Annotated in this window: 19 protein-coding genes; 9 read left to right on the forward strand and 10 right to left on the reverse strand. The window is 69.5% G+C overall.

All coding sequences use genetic code 11. From position 1 onward, the window contains the following. Nucleotides 1-158 precede the first annotated feature (158 nt). From ACWEOE_RS01335 to ACWEOE_RS01345, 3 genes are all read right to left on the reverse strand, one after another. Nucleotides 159-1352 (reverse strand): RNA polymerase sigma factor, encoded by a 1194-nt coding sequence (locus ACWEOE_RS01335; protein WP_452002243.1) that lies wholly within the window; start codon nt 1350-1352, stop codon nt 159-161. Further along, nucleotides 1349-1699 (reverse strand): YciI family protein, encoded by a 351-nt coding sequence (locus tag ACWEOE_RS01340; protein ID WP_452002246.1) that lies wholly within the window; start codon nt 1697-1699, stop codon nt 1349-1351. Before ACWEOE_RS01340 ends, ACWEOE_RS01335 begins: the two co-directional genes overlap by 4 nt. A gap of 98 nt (nt 1700-1797) precedes the next feature. Next, nucleotides 1798-2448, reverse strand: a complete 651-nt coding sequence (locus ACWEOE_RS01345; protein WP_452002249.1) for a hypothetical protein — start codon at nt 2446-2448, stop codon at nt 1798-1800. Between the two features lie 114 nt (nt 2449-2562). Here ACWEOE_RS01345 and ACWEOE_RS01350 point away from each other — a divergent pair, with 114 nt between their 5' ends. Then, nucleotides 2563-2940: a nitroreductase family deazaflavin-dependent oxidoreductase gene (locus ACWEOE_RS01350; protein ID WP_452002252.1), complete on the forward strand. Its 378-nt coding sequence runs from the start codon at nt 2563-2565 to the stop codon at nt 2938-2940. A gap of 4 nt (nt 2941-2944) precedes the next feature. After that, the gene (locus tag ACWEOE_RS01355; protein ID WP_452002254.1) at nt 2945-3475 is read left to right on the forward strand and encodes a GNAT family N-acetyltransferase; all 531 of its coding nucleotides are present in this window, start codon (nt 2945-2947) and stop codon (nt 3473-3475) included. Nucleotides 3476-4260: 785 nt separating this feature from the next. On the opposite strand, the gene ACWEOE_RS01360 is transcribed toward ACWEOE_RS01355, so the two are convergent. Further along, nucleotides 4261-4584, reverse strand: coding sequence for an MmcQ/YjbR family DNA-binding protein (locus ACWEOE_RS01360; RefSeq protein WP_452002257.1), 324 nt, complete (start codon nt 4582-4584; stop codon nt 4261-4263). A 95-nt stretch (nt 4585-4679) separates the two neighbouring features. Then, complete coding sequence (locus ACWEOE_RS01365; protein ID WP_452002259.1) at nt 4680-6371, reverse strand: bifunctional metallophosphatase/5'-nucleotidase; 1692 nt, start codon at nt 6369-6371, stop codon at nt 4680-4682. Nucleotides 6372-6585: 214 nt separating this feature from the next. Here ACWEOE_RS01365 and ACWEOE_RS01370 point away from each other — a divergent pair, with 214 nt between their 5' ends. Together ACWEOE_RS01370 and ACWEOE_RS01375 are read left to right on the forward strand one after the other, a co-directional pair. Next, on the forward strand, nt 6586-6717 hold the full coding sequence (locus ACWEOE_RS01370; RefSeq protein WP_452002260.1) for a hypothetical protein: 132 nt from the start codon (nt 6586-6588) through the stop codon (nt 6715-6717). 91 nt (nt 6718-6808) lie between these two features. Beyond that, a complete protein-coding gene (locus ACWEOE_RS01375; protein ID WP_452002262.1) occupies nt 6809-7450 on the forward strand; it encodes a VanZ family protein in 642 nt (213 codons plus the stop codon). Here ACWEOE_RS01375 and ACWEOE_RS01380 read toward each other — a convergent pair. Together ACWEOE_RS01380 and ACWEOE_RS01385 are read right to left on the reverse strand one after the other, a co-directional pair. After that, entirely contained in the window at nt 7391-7567 is a 177-nt protein-coding gene (locus ACWEOE_RS01380) for a hypothetical protein (RefSeq protein ID WP_452002264.1), read from the reverse strand. The genes ACWEOE_RS01375 and ACWEOE_RS01380 overlap by 60 nt on opposite strands. 45 nt (nt 7568-7612) lie before the next feature. Then, entirely contained in the window at nt 7613-8272 is a 660-nt protein-coding gene (locus tag ACWEOE_RS01385) for a class I SAM-dependent methyltransferase (RefSeq protein WP_452002267.1), read from the reverse strand. A gap of 354 nt (nt 8273-8626) precedes the next feature. On the opposite strand from ACWEOE_RS01385, the gene mug reads away from it, so the two are divergent. The 4 genes from mug to ACWEOE_RS01405 all read left to right on the forward strand — a co-directional run bounded on the left by mug (nt 8627) and on the right by ACWEOE_RS01405 (nt 12780). Beyond that, nucleotides 8627-9205, forward strand: coding sequence for a G/U mismatch-specific DNA glycosylase (gene mug, locus ACWEOE_RS01390; RefSeq protein WP_452002270.1), 579 nt, complete (start codon nt 8627-8629; stop codon nt 9203-9205). 265 nt (nt 9206-9470) lie between these two features. After that, nucleotides 9471-10286, forward strand: coding sequence for a response regulator transcription factor (locus ACWEOE_RS01395; RefSeq protein WP_452002273.1), 816 nt, complete (start codon nt 9471-9473; stop codon nt 10284-10286). Nucleotides 10287-10445: 159 nt separating this feature from the next. Beyond that, nucleotides 10446-12290, forward strand: a complete 1845-nt coding sequence (locus tag ACWEOE_RS01400; protein WP_452002275.1) for an acyl-CoA dehydrogenase — start codon at nt 10446-10448, stop codon at nt 12288-12290. 214 nt (nt 12291-12504) lie between these two features. Then, complete coding sequence (locus ACWEOE_RS01405; protein WP_452003309.1) at nt 12505-12780, forward strand: GlsB/YeaQ/YmgE family stress response membrane protein; 276 nt, start codon at nt 12505-12507, stop codon at nt 12778-12780. A gap of 61 nt (nt 12781-12841) precedes the next feature. Here the strand turns inward: ACWEOE_RS01405 and ACWEOE_RS01410 are convergent, their stop codons facing one another. From ACWEOE_RS01410 to ACWEOE_RS01420, 3 genes are read right to left on the reverse strand one after another with little or no spacing between them, the layout of a single operon-like run. Further along, a complete protein-coding gene (locus tag ACWEOE_RS01410) occupies nt 12842-14674 on the reverse strand; it encodes a VanW family protein (protein WP_452002277.1) in 1833 nt (610 codons plus the stop codon). 23 nt (nt 14675-14697) lie between these two features. Then, nucleotides 14698-14991, reverse strand: a complete 294-nt coding sequence (locus ACWEOE_RS01415; protein ID WP_452003312.1) for a GroES family chaperonin — start codon at nt 14989-14991, stop codon at nt 14698-14700. 39 nt (nt 14992-15030) lie between these two features. Then, nucleotides 15031-16860, reverse strand: coding sequence for an NHL domain-containing thioredoxin family protein (locus tag ACWEOE_RS01420; RefSeq protein ID WP_452003315.1), 1830 nt, complete (start codon nt 16858-16860; stop codon nt 15031-15033). 173 nt (nt 16861-17033) lie between these two features. Between ACWEOE_RS01420 and ACWEOE_RS01425 the strand changes: the two genes are divergently transcribed. Next, nucleotides 17034-17600: a hypothetical protein gene (locus tag ACWEOE_RS01425; protein ID WP_452002280.1), complete on the forward strand. Its 567-nt coding sequence runs from the start codon at nt 17034-17036 to the stop codon at nt 17598-17600. Nucleotides 17601-17673: the final 73 nt, after the last annotated feature.

The raw sequence follows: 17673 nt of genomic DNA on the forward strand, positions 1-17673 counted from the left end.
CGGTGGATTCCTCCTGCGAGACGTCGTGCAGGACGACCGCTCTTCCGCATGCGCGACCTGGGGCTGGAAAGCTGGGCGCCCTGGGCGCGGGCGTGCACACCGGGCCGCAGGGCGTGGCCCCATCGAACGCGCCGCGCCGCGAACGTGTCAAGGCCGCCCTATTCACCCAGGCGGCGACGCAACCGGGAGGCGTGGCCGGCGGTCAAGCCCGTCGCTTCGGCCTGGGCCAGGGCCGCGGCGGCCGCGGGGCGGTTTCCCAGGCGGTGCAACAGTTCCGCGCGCGTCGCGTGCCACCAGGGGTAGTCACCGAGCCCGTCGAGAGAATCCACGAGCGGCAGTGCGGCCGCGGCGCCGTCACGTTCGGCGATGGCCGCGGCGCGGTTCAGTGACACCACCGGGCTCGGGCGGACGGTGAACAGCACGTCGTACCAGGAGATCACGACGTCCCAGTCGGTGGCCGCGTACGTCGGCGCCAGCACGTGGCACGCGGCGATCGCGGCCTGGACAACGTAGGCGTTCGGGGCCGCGGGCGTCCGCCGCAACGCGCGGCCCACGAGCACAACGCCTTCCTGGATCAGCACCGCGTCCCACAGCGAACGGTCCTGGTCCGCCAGCAACACGGGCAAACCGTCGTCGGCAACGCGCGTGCACCGGCGCGCGTCGTGCAGCAACAGCAACGCCAGCAGCCCCAGCACGGTCGGCTCGTCCGGCATCAGCGATGCGAGCAGCCGCGCCAGCCGCACGGCCTCGTCGACAAGCGGGGCGCGGAAGCCCGCGTACCCCTCGTTGAAGATCAGGTACACCGTCGCCGCGACGGCGTCCAGGCGGGCGGGCAGCTCGTCGGCCGCCGGCACGCGGTAGGGGATCCCGGCCGTCGCGATCTTCTGCTTCGCGCGCGTGAGGCGCTTCGCCGCCGTCGCCTCGGGCAGGCGCAGGCCGCGCGCGACCTCGGCGGTCGACAAACCGCCGAGGGTCCGCAGCGACAAAGCGACCTGCGCGTCGACCGAAAGGCACGGGTGGCAGCAGGTGAACACGAGCCGCAGCAGGTCGTCGCGGATTACCGACGGGGGTGGATCGTCGTCGGGGAGCGGCATCGCGTCCGCCTCCTTCCCGACGCGTTTGGCCTCGCGGCGCACCACGTCGACGGCGCGCCGCCGCGCCGTCACCAGCAGCCAGGCCCGCGGGTTGTCCGGGACGCCGTCGCGCGGCCACGTTTCGAGCGCTCGCACGACGGCGTCCTGCACCGCGTCCTCGGCCAGGTCCACGCTGCCGGTGACGCGCACGAGCGTGGCGAGCACCCGGGTCCCCTCGTCCCGGATGAGCCGCGCCAGCGTGTCACCGGCGAGCGTCACCGGGTGAACTCGACGACCGGCCGCACCTCGACGGCGCCGTCCCACGCCCCCGGGATCTGCGCGGCGACCTTCACCGCTTCGTCGAGGTCGGCGCACTCGATGAGGTAGAAGCCGGTGAGGGCTTCCTTCGTCTCGGCGTACGGGCCGTCGCTGGTCACGATGTCGCCGCCCTTGCCGCCGGTCACGCGGACGGTGGTGGCGGTCGCCGTCGGGTAGAGGGCCCTGCCACCGCGGATGACGGCCGCGGCGGCCGCGCCGAACTCGTTGTAGTCCTTGATCATCGCAGCGGCTTCGGGCTGCGTCGGGTCCACGTCGGCGGAGTAGATGATCGCGGCATAGGTGGGCATAACTGCTCCTGAAAGTGTCCGGACCGGCGCCGTTCGCCGGCTAACACTCTAAGGACGAACGGCCCCCACCGCGCCAGGACAATCGCCGCGGAAAAACTTCAGCCTTCGACGAGCTCCCACTCGGACCCCGGCTCCGCGCGGTCGAAAACCTGGCCGGGCGCGGCCTGCAGCACGGTCACGACGTCCGGGTACAGGCTCACCACGTGCTCCAGCTCCAGGCCCTCGACCTCGAAGTCCTCGGCCTCGGGCACCTCGAAGCCCACGAAGAGCCACGTGCCGTCACCCTCGCGCACCACCTGGCGCACCGCGCGCACGGGAGCATCGGCCCCGGTCACGATCTCGGTGAGGCCGGTCGAGAGCTGCACTTCATCGAGCGGTGAGCCCGGGTGCGGCCACGCGGCGATGCGCGCTTCGCGGATCTCGCGGTCCTCGGCCTCGTCGTCGGAGTCGGCGACGGAGCTCAGCAGCCAGGCCGAGCGCTCCGGATCCCAGTCGGCCGCCATACCGGTCGGCAGCGACGCCAGGGCCGTGAGCTGCGGGATCAGCTCCACGGCCTCGCCCAGCGACAACGCCCCGAACTGCTCGCGGTTGACGTCCATGTCCTCGTCGAACTCGGCGCCGTCGCTGATGAACCAGTCGTCGTCATCGTCGAGGACCACGAACGCGAGCTGCGAGGGATCCTCCAGCAACGCCCGCGCGAAAATCACCGGCGACTCCGGGTCCTGCCGCAGCGGCCACTCGTTCGACATGCTCTTCTCCCCGCGTCGTGCCGGCGTCCGCGACCATCCCACCAGACGTCCGAGACGGGCTCGCACCGGGCTGAAAACGCGCTAATTCCACGGCCGTTGGATTATCCTGGACGGATGGTGCTGCCCGAACGTCTCGCCCACTTCAACCGCGTGGTGACGAACCGCGTCACGGGACCGTTCGCCGGACGGCTGCCGGGGTTCGGGATCCTCGTGCACCACGGCCGCCGCTCCGGCAAGGAGTTCCGCACCCCGCTGAACGTGTTCCGCACGTCCGAGGGTTTTGTCATCGCGCTCACCTACGGCCCGGACACCGACTGGCTCAAGAACGTGCTCGCCGCGGGCCACGCCGAGCTGATCACGCGCGGCCGAAAATGGCGGGTGAGTGATCCACGGCTGGTGCATGATGGGTCCCGCCGGGCGATGCCGCCGGGGGTGCGCCAGTTCCTCGGACTCGTCGGCGTGGAGGACTTCCTGCTGGTCAAACGGGGGTGAACCGTTGCTCACGGGCAAGCTGGTGCGACTGCGGGCGCTGGAGACCACGGACGCTGAGTCGCTGTACCGCTGGATCCACGACGACGAGGTGGGGCAGTGGATGGACGCCTCGTACCCGCGTTCGCTGGACCAGGTGCGCAAGCGCTGCGAGGAACGCCCGGTCAACACGCACTCCCACGTGGTGCTCGGCATCGAATCCGTGGCCTCGGGCGCGCTGATCGGCGTGACCGACCTGCGCGACGCCACGCCGGAGACCGGGCGCGCCGAGCTGGACATCTACATCGGCGAGAAGGACCACTGGAACGGCGGCTACGGCACCGAAGCGTTGCGGCTGATGTGCCGCTACGGGTTCGACATGATGCGGCTGCACCTGATCGCCCTGTGGGTGGTCGCCGAGAACGAACGCGCACGGCACGTGTACCGGAAGGTCGGGTTCCGTGAGGACGGGCGGCACCGTGAGTGTTTCCGGGGTGGGGACGGGAAGTACTACGACATGTACTTGATGAGCTTGCTGGAAGGCGAGCTCATCGACTGACGGCCGGGTTGGCAACGGGGCGGGGTCGAGTTCACCTGTCGAACGGCGGGTCGGGACGGCGCCGCGCCGGTGGTGGTCGCTCGCGGTTGCTCAGCTTGCCTGAGTGAATCGCGATCGGGAGACACGGTTCGAGCGGTCCGGGCGCGTCTCTGGGGGCTGGTCTTCACGCACACTCGCGAGCTGCGCAACAACCAGCAATCCGACGCCGGCGATCTCCGCACGCGACCCGCGACCTGACCACGGCGGCCCGGCCCACGACCTCGAAGCCGGCCAGGTATGTGGGCGCCAGTTCGGTGCCGCAGAAGCTTGCCCACCCTTGCCTAGCGTGACGATCCCACCGGACTGGCGTGATCTTTCCGCCGCGCCGGGAGAGACACACAGCCCCGGCCCTCCCAAGGGGGCGTCTCCGTCCCAGTCTAATCGGCCCCCACCGACAGATTCGGGAAAAGGACGCCGGAGTGGTCCAGTTGTCCACAACTGCGGAAAGCCTGTGGACAAGCTCGAAAATCACCCGGATGCGGTGAGAAAGTCGTTTCCCGACTGCACGCAGGAGTCGGGCGGCGGCGCGCCGTGGGAAGTCGCTCACCTGGATGCCGCTGGAGAGTCCGCGACTGGCCGTATGCCCAAAGTCAAGACGGCGCCCACCACGCATACCGCGAGACAGTCCGCGACCGGCTGCATGCCCCGAGTAACCCGGCGACCCGCCGTGAGCAAGCCGGCGACCGGAGGCACGCCGCGGGAATTGGGAGCCGGCGGCAAACGCGAGAGAACAGCGGCAACCGGAATCAGAGCAAGAGCCGACGCGGAGCCTTCCGTCGCCACGACTCAAACAGGAGTTCCTTCAGCTGCACCGGATCCACGCTCGCGAGGTCGACCAGGATCGAGCCGTGGCCGTCGTAGTGGGGCGTCGTGAAGTAGGCCGGGTCGTCCGAGGCGAGGAGGGCCTCCTTTTCCTCGAGACCGCAGAAGAGGACCACGCCACCCTCGGCTTCGGTGCGGTGGCGGGCGAAGCCCTTGCCCGCGACCTTCAGCGCGGGCGTGCGGTACCAGGTGGATTCTTCGGTTTCCGGTAGCTCGGCGGCGAGCGCGACCACATCGTCCCAGTTCATGACGACCATGGTGCGCCGCCGGGACAGAAAGTGCTTGGAAAAACGAGAGCCCCGCCCCTCGGGACGACGAAGGGGCGGGGCTTCCGAAAATGCCGCTACGGCACCATCGTGATCCGGTCCGCCGGCGGCGGGGCGATGCCCGGGTGCGCGCCGAGGTACGCGATCAGCGCGTCGAGGTCCACGGGGCCGCCCGCGAGGTCGGTGCCCTTCGTGAACTCGGTGAAGCCGTCGCCGCCCGCGGCGAGGAAGTTGTTCACCGAGACGCGGAACGTCGCGGCCGGCTCGACCGGCGTGCCGTTCACCGTGATGTTCGAGACGCGCGAGCCGATCGGCGCCGACGCCGAGTACGTGTAGTGCAGGCTGCTCGAGATCTGCAGGATCTTGGTGCCGCCCGGCTGGCCCCACTGCTGTTCCAGCACGTTCTTCAGGTTCGCGCCGGTGAGCGTGATCGTCTGCATGATGTTCGCGAACGGCTGCACGGTGAACGCCTCGCCGTAGGTCACCACGCCGTCGCCTTCACCGTTGGGCGAGGAAGCGTAGGTGAGGTCCGCGCGGATGCCGCCGGGGTTGGTGATGGCGACGACCGCGTTGTTGGACTTGGTGCCTTCGAGCTGGGCATCGGCGATCACATCGCCCAGCTTCGACTCGCCCGAGGGCGCGCCGGCCGCGGTCAGGTCGCCGGTGATGGTGCCGACCTGCTTGTTGGCGATCGGGCCCGACTTGGTCTTGGCCTCGTCCACGAGCTTGGCCACGGCCGGGTCCGGCGTCACGTCGCGGGTCACGATCTCGTTGTGCGCCTTGGTCTGCGAGCGAACGACGTCCCTCGTGCGCTTGTCGATCTCAAGGTCCACGACGGAGAGCAGCTTCCCGAACGACGCACCCTGGATCACCGGACGCGGGTTGCCCGCGGGGTCGTTGATCACGCAGTTGTACTGCTGGTGGCTGTGGCCGGTGAAGATCGCGTCGACCTTCGGGCTCACGTTCTTGGCGATCACGTCGGCGTCGCCGCCCGGCGCGACCTTGCAGTCGTTGGGACCGGAGCCCGGCAGCGTTTCGTCGCCCTGGTGCAGCAGCACGACCTGGGCCTTGATGCCGAGCAGGTCGAGCAGGTTCGCGGTGCGGTTGATGGCCTGGGTCTCGTCGCCGAACTTGAGGCCCTTGATCGCGTCGGGCGTGACGACCGACGGCAGGTCCTTCAGCGTCGCGCCGATGATGCCGATCGGCACCCCGCCGGAGAACTGCACCGAGAACGGCAGCAGCGCGGGCAGGCCGTTGGTGAAGTACACATTGGACCCGAGGATCGGGAAGTTCGCGCCCTTGTACGTGGGACGGAACTGGCAGCCGTCGGTCTTGTTGCAGCCGCCGAACTGCATGCGCAGCAGCTCCTGGTAACCCTCGTCGAGCTCGTGGTTGCCGACCACGGAGGCCTTCACGCCCAGCTCGTTGAGGAAATCGATGGTCGGCTCGTCGTGGAACAGCGCCGAGATCACCGGCGACGCGCCCACGTTGTCGCCCGCGGACAGCACCATCGAGTTGGACACCTGCGACTCGAGCTGCTTCACGTGCGTCGCCACGTACGCCGCGCCGCCCGCGTCCACACTGGTCCCGTCGGCCATGAACACCTTGCCGCCCGACCCCGACGGCGGCTCGAGGTTGCCGTGCAGGTCGTTCAGCGTGATGATCCGGACGTCCGTGGTGGTCTGAGCCGCCGACGCCGGCACGCTCGTAGCGGCCACAGTGGCCAGTGCGGCCGCGGCGGTGACCGCGAGCCGGGTGAAGAGCCTCATGTTTCCTCCGTTTTCGGCGCCCGTCGTCCCCTGGACGGGCACACGGCGGTGCAGTCTGCCCAACGGGAAGGGTCCTCACCAGAGGAAAAAGGATGGTGATGGGCAAATGTCACCCGGCGTTTCCGCCCTGGTGTCCGGTTCGGGCAACGGCACTGCCCGCCGTAACGCTCAGCCCCCGTGCCACGATCAACCGGCCGAACCCCGGGGAGCCGCCATGGAACTGCAGATCGTCCTGACCGTGATCGTGGTCGTCGCGCTGCTGGTGGGTGGCACGGTTTTCGCGGCGTGGCGCTCGGAGCGGGCCGAGGACAAGCAGCGCGACGACGAGCCTGACCGATCGGCTTAAGCGGGCCTCGGCCAGATGGCCGACCCGGCCACGATCCGTCCGGCTCTTCGACCGAAGTGGCGCGACCCCCAAGATCCATAACGTTCTCGGCATGACGAACGCACAGGTCACGGCCCTGCAGTACGGACTCATCGGATTCGTCGCGGTGTGGGGCACGCTGCTCATCCCGCAGCTCGTGGTTCAGCTCGCGCGCCACGGTCGCCCACGGCTGCGCGGCCTGGTGACCTCGGCGATGCTCGTCTTCTACGCCTGCATGACGCTCGCGGTCGTGTTCCTGCCGCTGCCGAGCGCGAACGGGCGGCGGCTCGAGCAGACGGTGCAGCTGCGTCCGTTCCAGTGGATCTCCGACATCCACACCGAGCTCGTGAAGCACGGTCTCTCGGCTTCCCACTGGTTCAGCACGCAGACGTTCCAGCAGGTCGCGCTCAACGTGCTGCTGTTCGTCCCGCTGGGCATCTTCGCGCGGATCCTGTGGCGCCGCGGCCTCGTCGGCGCGCTGGCGGTGGGTGCGACGGCCTCACTGGCCATCGAGATCACGCAGCTCACCGCGAACTTCGGGACGGCGCCGTTCGTCTACCGCATCTTCGACGTCGACGACCTCATGACCAACACCTTCGGCGCCGGGCTCGGGTGGCTCTTCGGCGCGCTGCTGCTGGCCCTGCGCGGAATCCCTTCAGCGGTCCACGCTCAGCCGGCCGGGCGCGAGCGGATCGACTTCGCCCAGGCTCGCTAGCCGCGCCTTGCGCCGCTGCGCCGCCCGCCGGGCGGCGCGCCGGTCTTCCAGGACCACGATCAGCGAGGCGGCCGCGAGAATGAGCGCCACCAGTGCGAGCACAACCCAAAGCTGCACGCGGGCTCCTCCCTACGACGTTGTGCGAGAGATCACACAGGGTACCTAGATCGGTGCCTGATCCGCTACCCCGCGTGCGGAGAACCAATCCCGGTCATCGGTCACCCAGCGGTCGAACTCGAGATCGGCCGAGGTCAACGCGTCGGCCAGCTCCGCGAGATCGAGGCGGCGGCAGGTGAATTCTTGGTGCCAGTGGTGGTTCGGAGCCGTGTATCGGACGGTGGCGGCCAGCAGAGGGCCGTCGCGCACGACGTCGTGCAGCGAGACGGCGATGTCACCCAGCCGACCACCGGGCCCGGCCGCCACGTGGTCGAACCACTCCGGCGGATGCCATTCGACGAGCAGCCGACCGCTCGGCGCGAGGTGTCGCCGGGCCGCGGCGAGCAGGTTGTGACGCTCCGTTTCGTCAGCCGTGTTGACCAGGTGGCTGCCGAGCAGGACCACGCCGAACTCGCGGCCCAGGCGCAGATCGCCGATGCGGGCGCACACGGTTTCGGCACCGCGGACGTGCTCGAGCATGTCGAGGGACTCGTCGACCGCGACCACGGCGTGTCCGAGCTCGGTCAGCGGATGCGTCACGCGGCCGCAGCCGCTGCCCAGCTCCAGGATCGACGCGCCGGCGGGCACGGCGCCGTGGATGATTTCGGGCTCGCCGACGGCGGGGAGCTGCAGGTAGAGGTCGATGGGGCAACCGTCCGGGGTCATGTCCGACAGCGTGCCCGAAGCTGGGCCGATGAGGTTGGGGCTACTCCCAGAGTTGGCTGGCCACCTGGAGTTATCCACGCTCAGCTCCGCTGAGGCTGAGTTGTCCACAGATTTTCCAATCGCCGTTTTCGGACCGCTGACCTCGGTAAACTGGAACAGGGCAGCCCCCCAGAGGAGGGCGGGGGTCGGTCCCGCACCCGCAGGGAACCTCCCGCGCCGACGCGGGTCCGTCCCGCGCCGGCGAGCACGCGCCGTGCGCGATTTTCCGCCCACCCGCGGCGGGCAGCCGCAGATCGAAGCCAGCCGGGCAACCGCCACGGGGTCAGGGCCACCAGCGTGCCCGAGACTGAGCCCATGCCCATCCGACCCACCAAGGACCAGCTCGCCGCGGCGAAGGACAAAACGATTCCCGATGTGCTCGCCCCCGGGCTGGACGTGCTGTTCTGCGGCATCAACCCCGGCCTCTACTCCGGCGCGCTCGGCCTGCACTTCGCGCGCCCCGGGAACCGCTTCTGGCCCGCCCTGCACGCCGGTGGCTTCACGCCGCGGCTGCTGGACCCGAGTGAGCAGCACGAGCTGCTCGACCTGCGCCTCGGCATCACCAACGTCGTGGCCAGGACCACCGCGCGCGCCGACGAGCTCACCGACGGCGAGCTGCGCGAAGGCGGCAAAACGCTCGTCGAAAAGGTCCTGCACAACAAACCGAAGTGGCTGGCTGTGCTCGGGATCACCGCGTACCGCACGGCGTTCGGCGAAAAGCGCGCCCAAGTCGGCCCCCAGGAGCGCCGGATCGGTGGCACCGGGGTCTGGGTCCTGCCCAACCCGAGCGGCCTCAACGCCCACTGGACACCCATCGGACTGGCCGGTGAGTTCGCCGCGCTGCGTGCACGCGTTGTCACGGAGCGGCCAACTTTTGGGCGACACCCTCAGTAGCAAACGGAGGATTGCCCGTCGCCGTACAGGGCCGAAAAGGCGCTGATCAAGGGCTTTTCTCTACGGAGAGTTTGCTGCAACCGGCCGATACGGCCATGAGGGGGAAACCGCGTCACAAGTGCCTTCAAGAGGAGTCGAATCAACGACAAGGTGTCATTCCTGTCCGGTCCCAGCAGGGGGGACCGGGTGGTGCCGCGACGGCACGCCGGGGGGCGTGCGCGGACGTCCGGCGACCCGGGAGCGACCTGGAAGACGGAGGCCCGAGATGCGCGGCATCGAGCCCCACCGAGAGCCCCACCACCGAGAGCTCCACCGAACGCCGGCGGTGCCCGGACAACCGGCCGCGAACCGCAGCCTCGGCGTGGCTGTGGTCGACCCGATCCCGATCTTCCGGGAGGGCCTCGCGTCGATGGTCCACCGGACGCCGGGGCTGCACTGGGCGGGCCAGGCGGCCAGCCACCACGCCGCGATGCAGCTGTGCGAGCAGGTGCGTCCCGATGTGGTGATCCTCGATTCGGCGCTCGACCCCCACTGCCACCTCACGAAGCTGCTCAACTCCGGCGACCCCGCCGTGGTGCTCGTGACGCTGGTGCGCGACGTCAACCGCACCCAGCAGTACCTGGCCACGGCCATCGCGGCCGGCGCGCACGCGATCGTGCCCCGGTCGGTGGACCCGCGGCGGCTGGCCGAGGCCGTGCGGCGCGCGCACAGCGACCGTCGCTACATCGACCCGGCGCTGGCCGCGCTCACTGCCCGGCCCAAGCGCCAGCCGTCCCCTCGCGCCGCGCCGGCCGAGGAGCACCTGACGCAGCCGAAGGGCGCGATGCCGCTGTCGCGCCGCGAGTACCAGGTGCTGCAGCTCGTCGCCGAGGGCCTGGAGAACTCGGCGATCGCGAAGCTGCTGTTCCTCTCCGTCGAAACCGTGCGCACCCACGTGAAGAGCATCCTGCGCAAGCTGTCCGCGCGCGATCGCACACACGCCGTGACCATTGCGTTCCGCAGCGGCATCCTCGTGACCCAGTCCGATGACGCCCACGCCGCCGTGCCCGTCGACCGAGCCGTGGCGCGCGGCACGCATTGAAGCCGGCTTCCTGGTCGATGTCGGTTTTCAGGCTGAATCCGCACCCCTGGAAGAGCGGATTCACTTGCTCCAGTTACTCGTAGGTAATATCCTGAAGTTACCGGCGAGTAAGGGAACATGTGCCCGGCCGGAAAGCCGAACACGACACGGAGTGACGACATGGGCCACTACAAGAGCAACGTCCGAGACCTGGAGTTCAACCTCTTCGAGGTACTCGGCGTGCAGGACCGCCTTGGCAAGGGCGTGCTGGCCGAGTCGGACGAGGAGACCGCGCGCGGCGTGCTCTCGGAGCTGAACAAGCTCGCCACCGGCCCGCTCGCCGAGTCCTACGCCGACGCGGACCGCAACCCGCCGGTGTACGACCCCAAGACCTTCAGCGTGAAGATCCCCGAGTCGTTCAAGAAGAGCTACAAGCAGCTCCTGGACGGCGAGTGGTGGCGCCTCGGCCTCACCAACGACCTGGGCGGCTTCGGCCTGCCCCCCACGGTTCAGTGGGCCGCCTCGGAACTCATCCTGGGCGCCAACGCGCCGCTGTTCATGTACATGGCCGGCCCGAACTTCGCCATGATCGTGAACAACAACGGCACCGAAGAGCAGAAGCGCTGGGCGCAGCTCATGATCGACCGCCAGTGGGGCGCCACGATGGTGCTGACCGAGCCCGACGCGGGCTCCGACGTCGGCGCCGGCCGCACCAAGGCCGTGAAGCAGGAGGACGGCTCCTGGCACCTCGACGGCGTGAAGCGGTTCATCACGTCCGCCGAGCACGACATGAGCGAAAACATCATGCACCTCGTGCTGGCGCGCCCGGAGGGCCCCGGCATCGAGACCAAGCCCGGTACCAAGGGCCTCTCGCTGTTCCTCGTACCGAAGTTCCACTTCGACTCGCAGACCGGTGAGCTGGGCGAGCGCAACGGCGCCTTCGTGACCAACGTCGAGCACAAGATGGGCATCAAGGCCTCCACCACGTGCGAGCTGACGTTCGGCCAGCACGGCACCCCGGCCAAGGGCTGGCTGCTCGGCGAGGTGCACGACGGCATCGCGCAGATGTTCCAGGTCATCGAGTACGCCCGGATGATGGTGGGCACCAAGGCCATCGCCACGCTCTCCACCGGTTACCTCAACGCGCGCGACTACGCCAAGGAGCGCGTGCAGGGTGCCGATCTGCCGAACATGCTCAACAAGGCCGCGCCGCGCGTCACCATCACGCACCACCCGGACGTGCGCCGGTCGCTGATGCTGCAGAAGGCGTACGCGGAGGGCCTGCGAGCCGTCTACCTGTACACGGCTTCGTTCCAGGATCAGCTGTGGACGCAGGACGGTGACGAGGCTTCGCTGAAGCTCGCGCACGGCATCAACGACCTGCTGCTGCCGATCGTGAAGGGCGTCGGCTCCGAGCGCGCCACCGAGCAGCTCGTGCAGTCGCTGCAGACGCTCGGCGGTTCCGGCTTCCTGCAGGACTACCCCATCGAGCAGTACATCCGCGACGCGAAGATCGACTCGCTCTACGAGGGCACCACGGCCATCCAGTCGCTCGACTTCTTCTTCCGGAAGATCGTGCGCGACAAGGGCAAGTCGCTCGCGTTCCTCGCCGGGGAGATCACCAAGTTCATCGAGTCCGAAGCCGGCAACGGCCGTCTCAAGAACGAGCGCGGGCTGCTCAAGCAGGCGCTCGAGGACAGCCAGGGCATGCTCGGCGCGATGATCGGCTACCTCACGGCGTCGCAGGAAGACCCGCAGAGCATCAACAAGGTCGGCCAGCACACCGTCCGCCTGCTGATGTCGATGGGCGACCTGCTCGTGGGCTGGCAGCTGCTCAAGCAGGCCGAGGTCGCCCTCACCAAGCTCGACGCGGGCGCGGCGGCCAAGGACGTGGCCTTCTACGAGGGCAAGGTGGCCGTGGCGTCGTTCTTCGCGAAGTCGGTGCTGCCCGAGCTGTCCTCGCGCCGCACGATCGTCGAAGGCGCTGACAACGCGCTGATGGAGCTGGACGAAGCGGCCTTCTGAGCCTCCTCGTTTTCCCCTGCGGGCGCCCCCGGCCGATCTCGGTCCGGGGGCGTCCGTGTTTCTTTCGGGTGACTTCACCTGCTGCGAATGGCCGTGACCGGGCATTCGGGGGGTGTAATCAACACAGCCGCAGGTTTCGGTCGCCCGCCGCAGGGGCACTCCGGGACCAAGTCCGCGGCAGGACCGCGGACCCCATCAGGCATGAGGAGTGACGATGACTATTGCAGGCATCATCAGTGCCGTCGTGATCGGTTTGGTCCTCGGCCTGCTGGGCCGACTGGTCGCGCCCGGCAAGCAATCGATCCCGCTCTGGCTCACCATTATCGTGGGCATCGTCGCGGCCTTCATCGGCACGTGGATCGCCCGCGGTATCGGTTACGCCGACACCGACGGCATCGACTGGCTCGAAATCATCACGCAGGTCGTGCTCGCCGCGATCGGTGTGACACTGGTCGCGAACCTGTACGGCCGGCGACGGGTGAACAGGTAGCCATTCACTTTCCACGGCCCGGTCCCGGTTCCGCGGGACCGGGCCGTTCCATGTGGACTCCTCAGCAGATCACGATCGGCTGCGGCGCGTAGGTGGTGTTGCGGGTTTCCTCGCGGATCTCGTTGCCCGTGGCGAGGTCGTGGAACACGCGGGTGTCGGAAACGGTGAAGCCCGGAGCGCCGACGGACGACAGGCACGCGCCGTCGGGACCGGGTCCGAACTGGACGGTCGGTGGCACCTCGTTCGACGTGCCACCGGTGCGGCCTTCGATGGTGTAGTGCTTCGTGCCCCAGATCCGCACGGTCACGGAATCCCCGCTCACGCTGGCCTGGATCGCGAAGCCCGTGTCGTCGTTGTCGGCGATCTTCAGCTCCACTGGGTTTCCGGCGTTGTCGACGGCTTCTGCGTCGCGGCCCGCCGGGTAGCGGTCGAGGAAGTGCCCGTGCGCGAGGTGGCCACCGTCGCCGAGCCCGGCGAGGTAGGCGGCGTTGTACAAAGTGGACGCCAGCTGCGAAACTCCGCCGCCCACAACGGAAGGACCGGTGCCGTCTTCGTTGGCGGGAGCGCTGACGTACCCGTCGGCGGCGGTCCGCGCGCCCGAGCGGGCGCCGAGGCTGAACGTTTCGCCAGGCTTCACGATCGCCCCCGAGATGCGCTGGGCGAGCACGCTGATGTTGGTGGCCGCGGGGCCGGAGAAGCCGCTCGTGGTGAACTCGCCGATCACTTCCTTGATGCCCAGCGCGTTGGCGGCATCGGTGGACAGGCTCGGTTTCGTGGCGTCGTAGGCCACCGGCAGGTCGCGCCCGGCCGTCTTGGCGAGCACGGCGGTGAGCGGCTTGAAAGTGTTGGCCCAGTTGATCTTCCGCGCGTCTTCGGACGGCTCGACCGTCGGCGAGCCCGAGGTGAACACGATCTCCGCGTTGCGTCCGTCGGTCTCGGTCGACGCGAGATCGGCCTGCACGGCCTGCTGCAGCTTGCCCTGGTCGATGCGCAGCTCCAGCGTGCCGCCGTCGCGCGGCGCGAACTGGAACGACGACGCGATGGCTGCCGGCTTCAGCTCGACGTCCTTGCCCTGGCCGTGCAGCACCACCGGCGCGGCGACGGCCGGGGTCACGACCTGCTCCAGCAGCGCGTGCACGCCGTCACGTGTTGCTTTCGGCGGCGTGATGGCCATTCTCAGCGTGACGCCACCGGGCGCGAGCCACTCGGCGGCCACGGTCTGCGCGGCCGCGCGCACGTCGGTGAGCTCCTGGCCCTGCCGCGGGTCGACGGGATACGGCGTGACCGCACCGTCGGCGCCGGGCTGGAACCCGATGCTGCCCTCCACCAGCGGGTGGTTGAGCTTGCTCGCCGCGAGCCCGCTGAGCGCCTGCGCCACCTGCTCCTGGTCCGAGCGCGTGACCACGCCGACGTCGCGCGTGGTGAAGAACGACAGGAACCGCGTGACCGGGCTCCACGGCTGGTGCCCGGCCTGCGCGAGCGTGCCCGGCCAGTCGAGGCCGAGGCCGGATTCGGCTGGCGGCATCGACGTCGTGACGTCACCCGCGTGCAGGGTCACCGGCTGCGTGAGCCGGGGTTGCAGCTCGGCGCGCAGCTTGGCCTCGGCGTCGGCGCGCGAGAGGCCACCGACGTCCACGCCGGCCACGGCCACTCCGCGCGGCACGTCGCCGGCGCTGGTGATGAGGTCGATGGCGTACAGCAGCACGAAAAGCCCGAGCAGGCAGCCGACGACCATGAACGTGCGCGCGAGTCCCTTGCGCCGGCGCCGCTGCGGCGTTTCCGGCAGCGGCGGCCCGTCGACGACGGCGAAGATCTCCGTCGCGAGGTCGTCTTCCTCGGGTTCGGGCAACAGGTCGTCGATGAAGAGGTCCTGCGGTGTGTCGTCTTCGCGCACGACTGCCCTCCCGTGGCCGGGAGCTACAGGTAGAGCCCCGTGCCGTGATCGGTCCGCTCGGTGGCCACGGCGTGCACGTCCCGTTCGCGCAGCACGAAGTGGCCCTCACCCTGGATCTCGACCTCGAGCTGGTCCTCCGGGTTGAAGAGCACGCGATCGCCCTGCTTGACGTTGCGCACGCTGTTGCCGACGCCCAGTACATCACCCCAGGCGAGCCTGCGGGCGACCTGAGCTGTCGCGGGGATCACGATTCCGCCGCTGCTGCGGCGTTCGCCCTCCTCCGGCGACAGGCGCACGAGCACGCGGTCCTGCAGCATCTGGATCTGGAGCTTGGGCTTGTCAGGCACGCCCCCATGCTACTGACGGGGTGCCGCCGGGTTCGGTTCACCCGCCATGACCAGGCTGAGCGCTCGCTCACCACCGGCTTCGAAGCGCACCGGCACGCCCCAGTCCTGCCGCGTGATGCGGCACGCGGGGTGCTCGCCGCCCTCGTCGCAGCTGGCGGCCTGGGCGACGACCTGCAACACGCCTTCCGTTACGCCGTCGGCGAACCGGATGCGGCGGGTGAGGTCGGTGCCGATGCCGGCGCCGTCGGCGAGCAGCGCCGGCGGCGACGCGCTGACCTCCAGCCGCGTGGACGGGCCGTAGCGGTCGTCGAGCTTCTCTCCCGGCGGCGGCGTGAAAACCACGGCGAACTCGACGTCGCCGGGTGCGAGCACCGTCGGCGGCCGGCGCACGGCGTTCTTGCTGCCCGCGACCGTGCGTGCTTCACCGCTTCCGCCGACCGGCGCGAGCCGGTTGCCGGCCGACTCGACGACCAGCAGCTCACCGTCGTGCAACAGCAGGCCCTGCGGCTCGGCCAGCCCGGTGGCGAGGGTGCTCACCTCGCGCGTGAACGGGTCGTAGCGGCGGACGGCGCCGTTGTAGGTGTCGGCGATCGCGATGCGGTCGCCGGGCAGCACGGCCAGGCCGAGCGGGTGCTGGAGCAGCGCTTCGTCCGCGTGGCCGTCGGCGTGGCCGAAGGAGAACAGGTCCGTGCCGACGGCGGTGTGCACGGTGAACGTCTCGCCCTCGGGCTCGATCCAGCGCAGCGCCGAGGTTTCGGCGTCGGCGAGCCACAGCTTGTCGCCATCGGGCGCGAGGCCGGACGTCTGCGCGAAGAACGCTTCACGCACGTCGCCGTCCTTCAGGCCTTCGACGGTGGTGCCCGCGAAGCGGCGGATGTCGCCGGAGATCGGGTCGAAGACGCTGAGCGTGTGGTTGCCCGCCATGGCGACCACGAGACCACCGGCGGGCGCCCACCACGCGACGTCCCACGGGCTCGTGAGGTCGATGTCGAGGGCCTTGCCGGTGTCGGTGCCGTTGCGCCACTGGTTGCCGGTGCCGGCGACCGTGGTGACCTCGCCGGTGTTGAGGTCGAGACCACGCAGGCGGTGACCCGCGGTGTCGGCGACGACGGCGTGGTAGCCGGCGCGCTCGGCCACGTCGTTGGGCAGCAGCGCGATGCCGGCGGGTTCGATGAAGGTGGCGATGTCGAACGGGCCGTCCTGCGCGCCGCGCTCGCCGCTGCCGAAGCGGCGGATCACGGTCTCGCCGTCGGACGCGAACTCGACCACGGAGTGGTGCCCGGTGTCCGCGACGAGGATGCGGCCTTCCGCCGTGGCGACGGCCTTGCTCGGAAAGCGCAGCTCCGTCTGCTGCTCTTCGACCGGCACGTACGGGTTGCCGCCGCGGCGCAGCGTGCCCTTCGCGGCGTGCTTCGTCACGAGGTCCGCGACGACGCGTCGCAGCGCTTCGCCGTGCCCCTCACCCGCGGCGACGTGGACGACGTAACCCTCGGGGTCGACGATCACCAGCGTGGGCCACGCGCGCACGGCGTACTGCGACCACAGCTCCATCTTCGGGTCGTTGACCACGGGGTGGTGCACCTCGTAGCGCCGCACGGCCGCTTCGATCGACGCGCGCTCGCCCTCGTGCAGGAACTTCGGCGAGTGCACCCCGACGGTCACGAGGACGTCGCCGAATTCCTCCTCGAGCGGGCGCAGCTCGTCGAGCACGTGCAGGCAGTTGACGCAGCCGCTGGTCCAGAAGTCGAGCAGCACGATCCGCCCGCGCAACTCGGCGAGGGACAGCCGCCGACCGCCGGTGTTGAGCCAGAGGTCGCCGGTCAGTTCGGGTGCGCGCACTCGCGCCTGTGCGGAACTCACGCGACGAGTGAACTACACGTGGCCGCGACGTGTTCCGTCAACCACGGTCTGGGAGAAGAAGCTCACCCCGCCGAGGGAGGCTTGTTGTCCGCCTGTCAAGGCGGCGGAAAAGGACGCGCGAGGCCGTGTGGGCGGTACGTACGCTTCTGCGTATGTCACACGTCCAGCAAGTCCTCACCGTGGAGGAGGCCCGCACGCTGCAGGAAAGCCTCGGCGAGCCCCTGCGCCCGGGCTTGTCGGAAGCCGAGCTCACCGACGTCGAAGCCCAGTTCGGGTTCCGGTTCTCCCTGGACCACCGGACGTTCCTCACCGCCGGCGTCCCGGTGGGCGACCGGTGGCCCGATTGGCTGCACGGCAACCCCGACCACCTGCGCAAACGCCTCGACTGGCCCGCCGACGGGCTGCTGTACGACGTCGAGCACAGCGACTTCTGGCACCCGTCGTGGGGCGAGCGACCCAGGGTGCTGTCCAACGCGCTGGCCTGCGCGCAGCGATGTCTCGCCACCGTGCCCCAGCTCGTGCCGGTGTGCGGGCACCGCTACCTGCCGGCGATCGCGGGTGCGTCGGGGTTTCCGGTGTTTTCCGTCTACCAGTCCGACGTGGTGGTTTACGGCTGGGACCTGCGCGATTACCTGCGGCACGAGTTCCGTGGCGCGCCGATGGCCGAGAAGCCTGCCGATGCACGTGAGGTGGCGTTCTGGTCGGGGCTGACCGAGTGAGCCTGCGGTTGTCCACAGCCGCTCGCCAGTTGTGGACAACTCGTGGTTGAACGGCCGCTTTTCGGGTTGTCGT

The organism is Amycolatopsis sp. NPDC004368, assembly GCF_053602515.1.

What these genes read in the sequence shown, in the direction of transcription:
- ACWEOE_RS01345 (WP_452002249.1), bottom strand. Translation starts at nt 2,448, where the DNA reads ATGTCGAACGAGTGGCCGCTGCGGCAGGACCCGGAGTCGCCGGTGATT.
- ACWEOE_RS01365 (WP_452002259.1), bottom strand. Translation starts at nt 6,371, where the DNA reads ATGAGGCTCTTCACCCGGCTCGCGGTCACCGCCGCGGCCGCACTGGCC.
- ACWEOE_RS01425 (WP_452002280.1), top strand. Translation starts at nt 17,034, where the DNA reads ATGTCACACGTCCAGCAAGTCCTCACCGTGGAGGAGGCCCGCACGCTG.
- ACWEOE_RS01405 (WP_452003309.1), top strand. Translation starts at nt 12,505, where the DNA reads ATGACTATTGCAGGCATCATCAGTGCCGTCGTGATCGGTTTGGTCCTC.
- ACWEOE_RS01400 (WP_452002275.1), top strand. Translation starts at nt 10,446, where the DNA reads ATGGGCCACTACAAGAGCAACGTCCGAGACCTGGAGTTCAACCTCTTC.
- ACWEOE_RS01370 (WP_452002260.1), top strand. Translation starts at nt 6,586, where the DNA reads ATGGAACTGCAGATCGTCCTGACCGTGATCGTGGTCGTCGCGCTGCTG.
- ACWEOE_RS01385 (WP_452002267.1), bottom strand. Translation starts at nt 8,272, where the DNA reads ATGACCCCGGACGGTTGCCCCATCGACCTCTACCTGCAGCTCCCCGCC.
- ACWEOE_RS01360 (WP_452002257.1), bottom strand. Translation starts at nt 4,584, where the DNA reads ATGAACTGGGACGATGTGGTCGCGCTCGCCGCCGAGCTACCGGAAACC.
- ACWEOE_RS01395 (WP_452002273.1), top strand. Translation starts at nt 9,471, where the DNA reads ATGCGCGGCATCGAGCCCCACCGAGAGCCCCACCACCGAGAGCTCCAC.
- ACWEOE_RS01350 (WP_452002252.1), top strand. Translation starts at nt 2,563, where the DNA reads ATGGTGCTGCCCGAACGTCTCGCCCACTTCAACCGCGTGGTGACGAAC.
- ACWEOE_RS01375 (WP_452002262.1), top strand. Translation starts at nt 6,809, where the DNA reads ATGACGAACGCACAGGTCACGGCCCTGCAGTACGGACTCATCGGATTC.
- mug (WP_452002270.1), top strand. Translation starts at nt 8,627, where the DNA reads ATGCCCATCCGACCCACCAAGGACCAGCTCGCCGCGGCGAAGGACAAA.
- ACWEOE_RS01340 (WP_452002246.1), bottom strand. Translation starts at nt 1,699, where the DNA reads ATGCCCACCTATGCCGCGATCATCTACTCCGCCGACGTGGACCCGACG.
- ACWEOE_RS01415 (WP_452003312.1), bottom strand. Translation starts at nt 14,991, where the DNA reads ATGCTGCAGGACCGCGTGCTCGTGCGCCTGTCGCCGGAGGAGGGCGAA.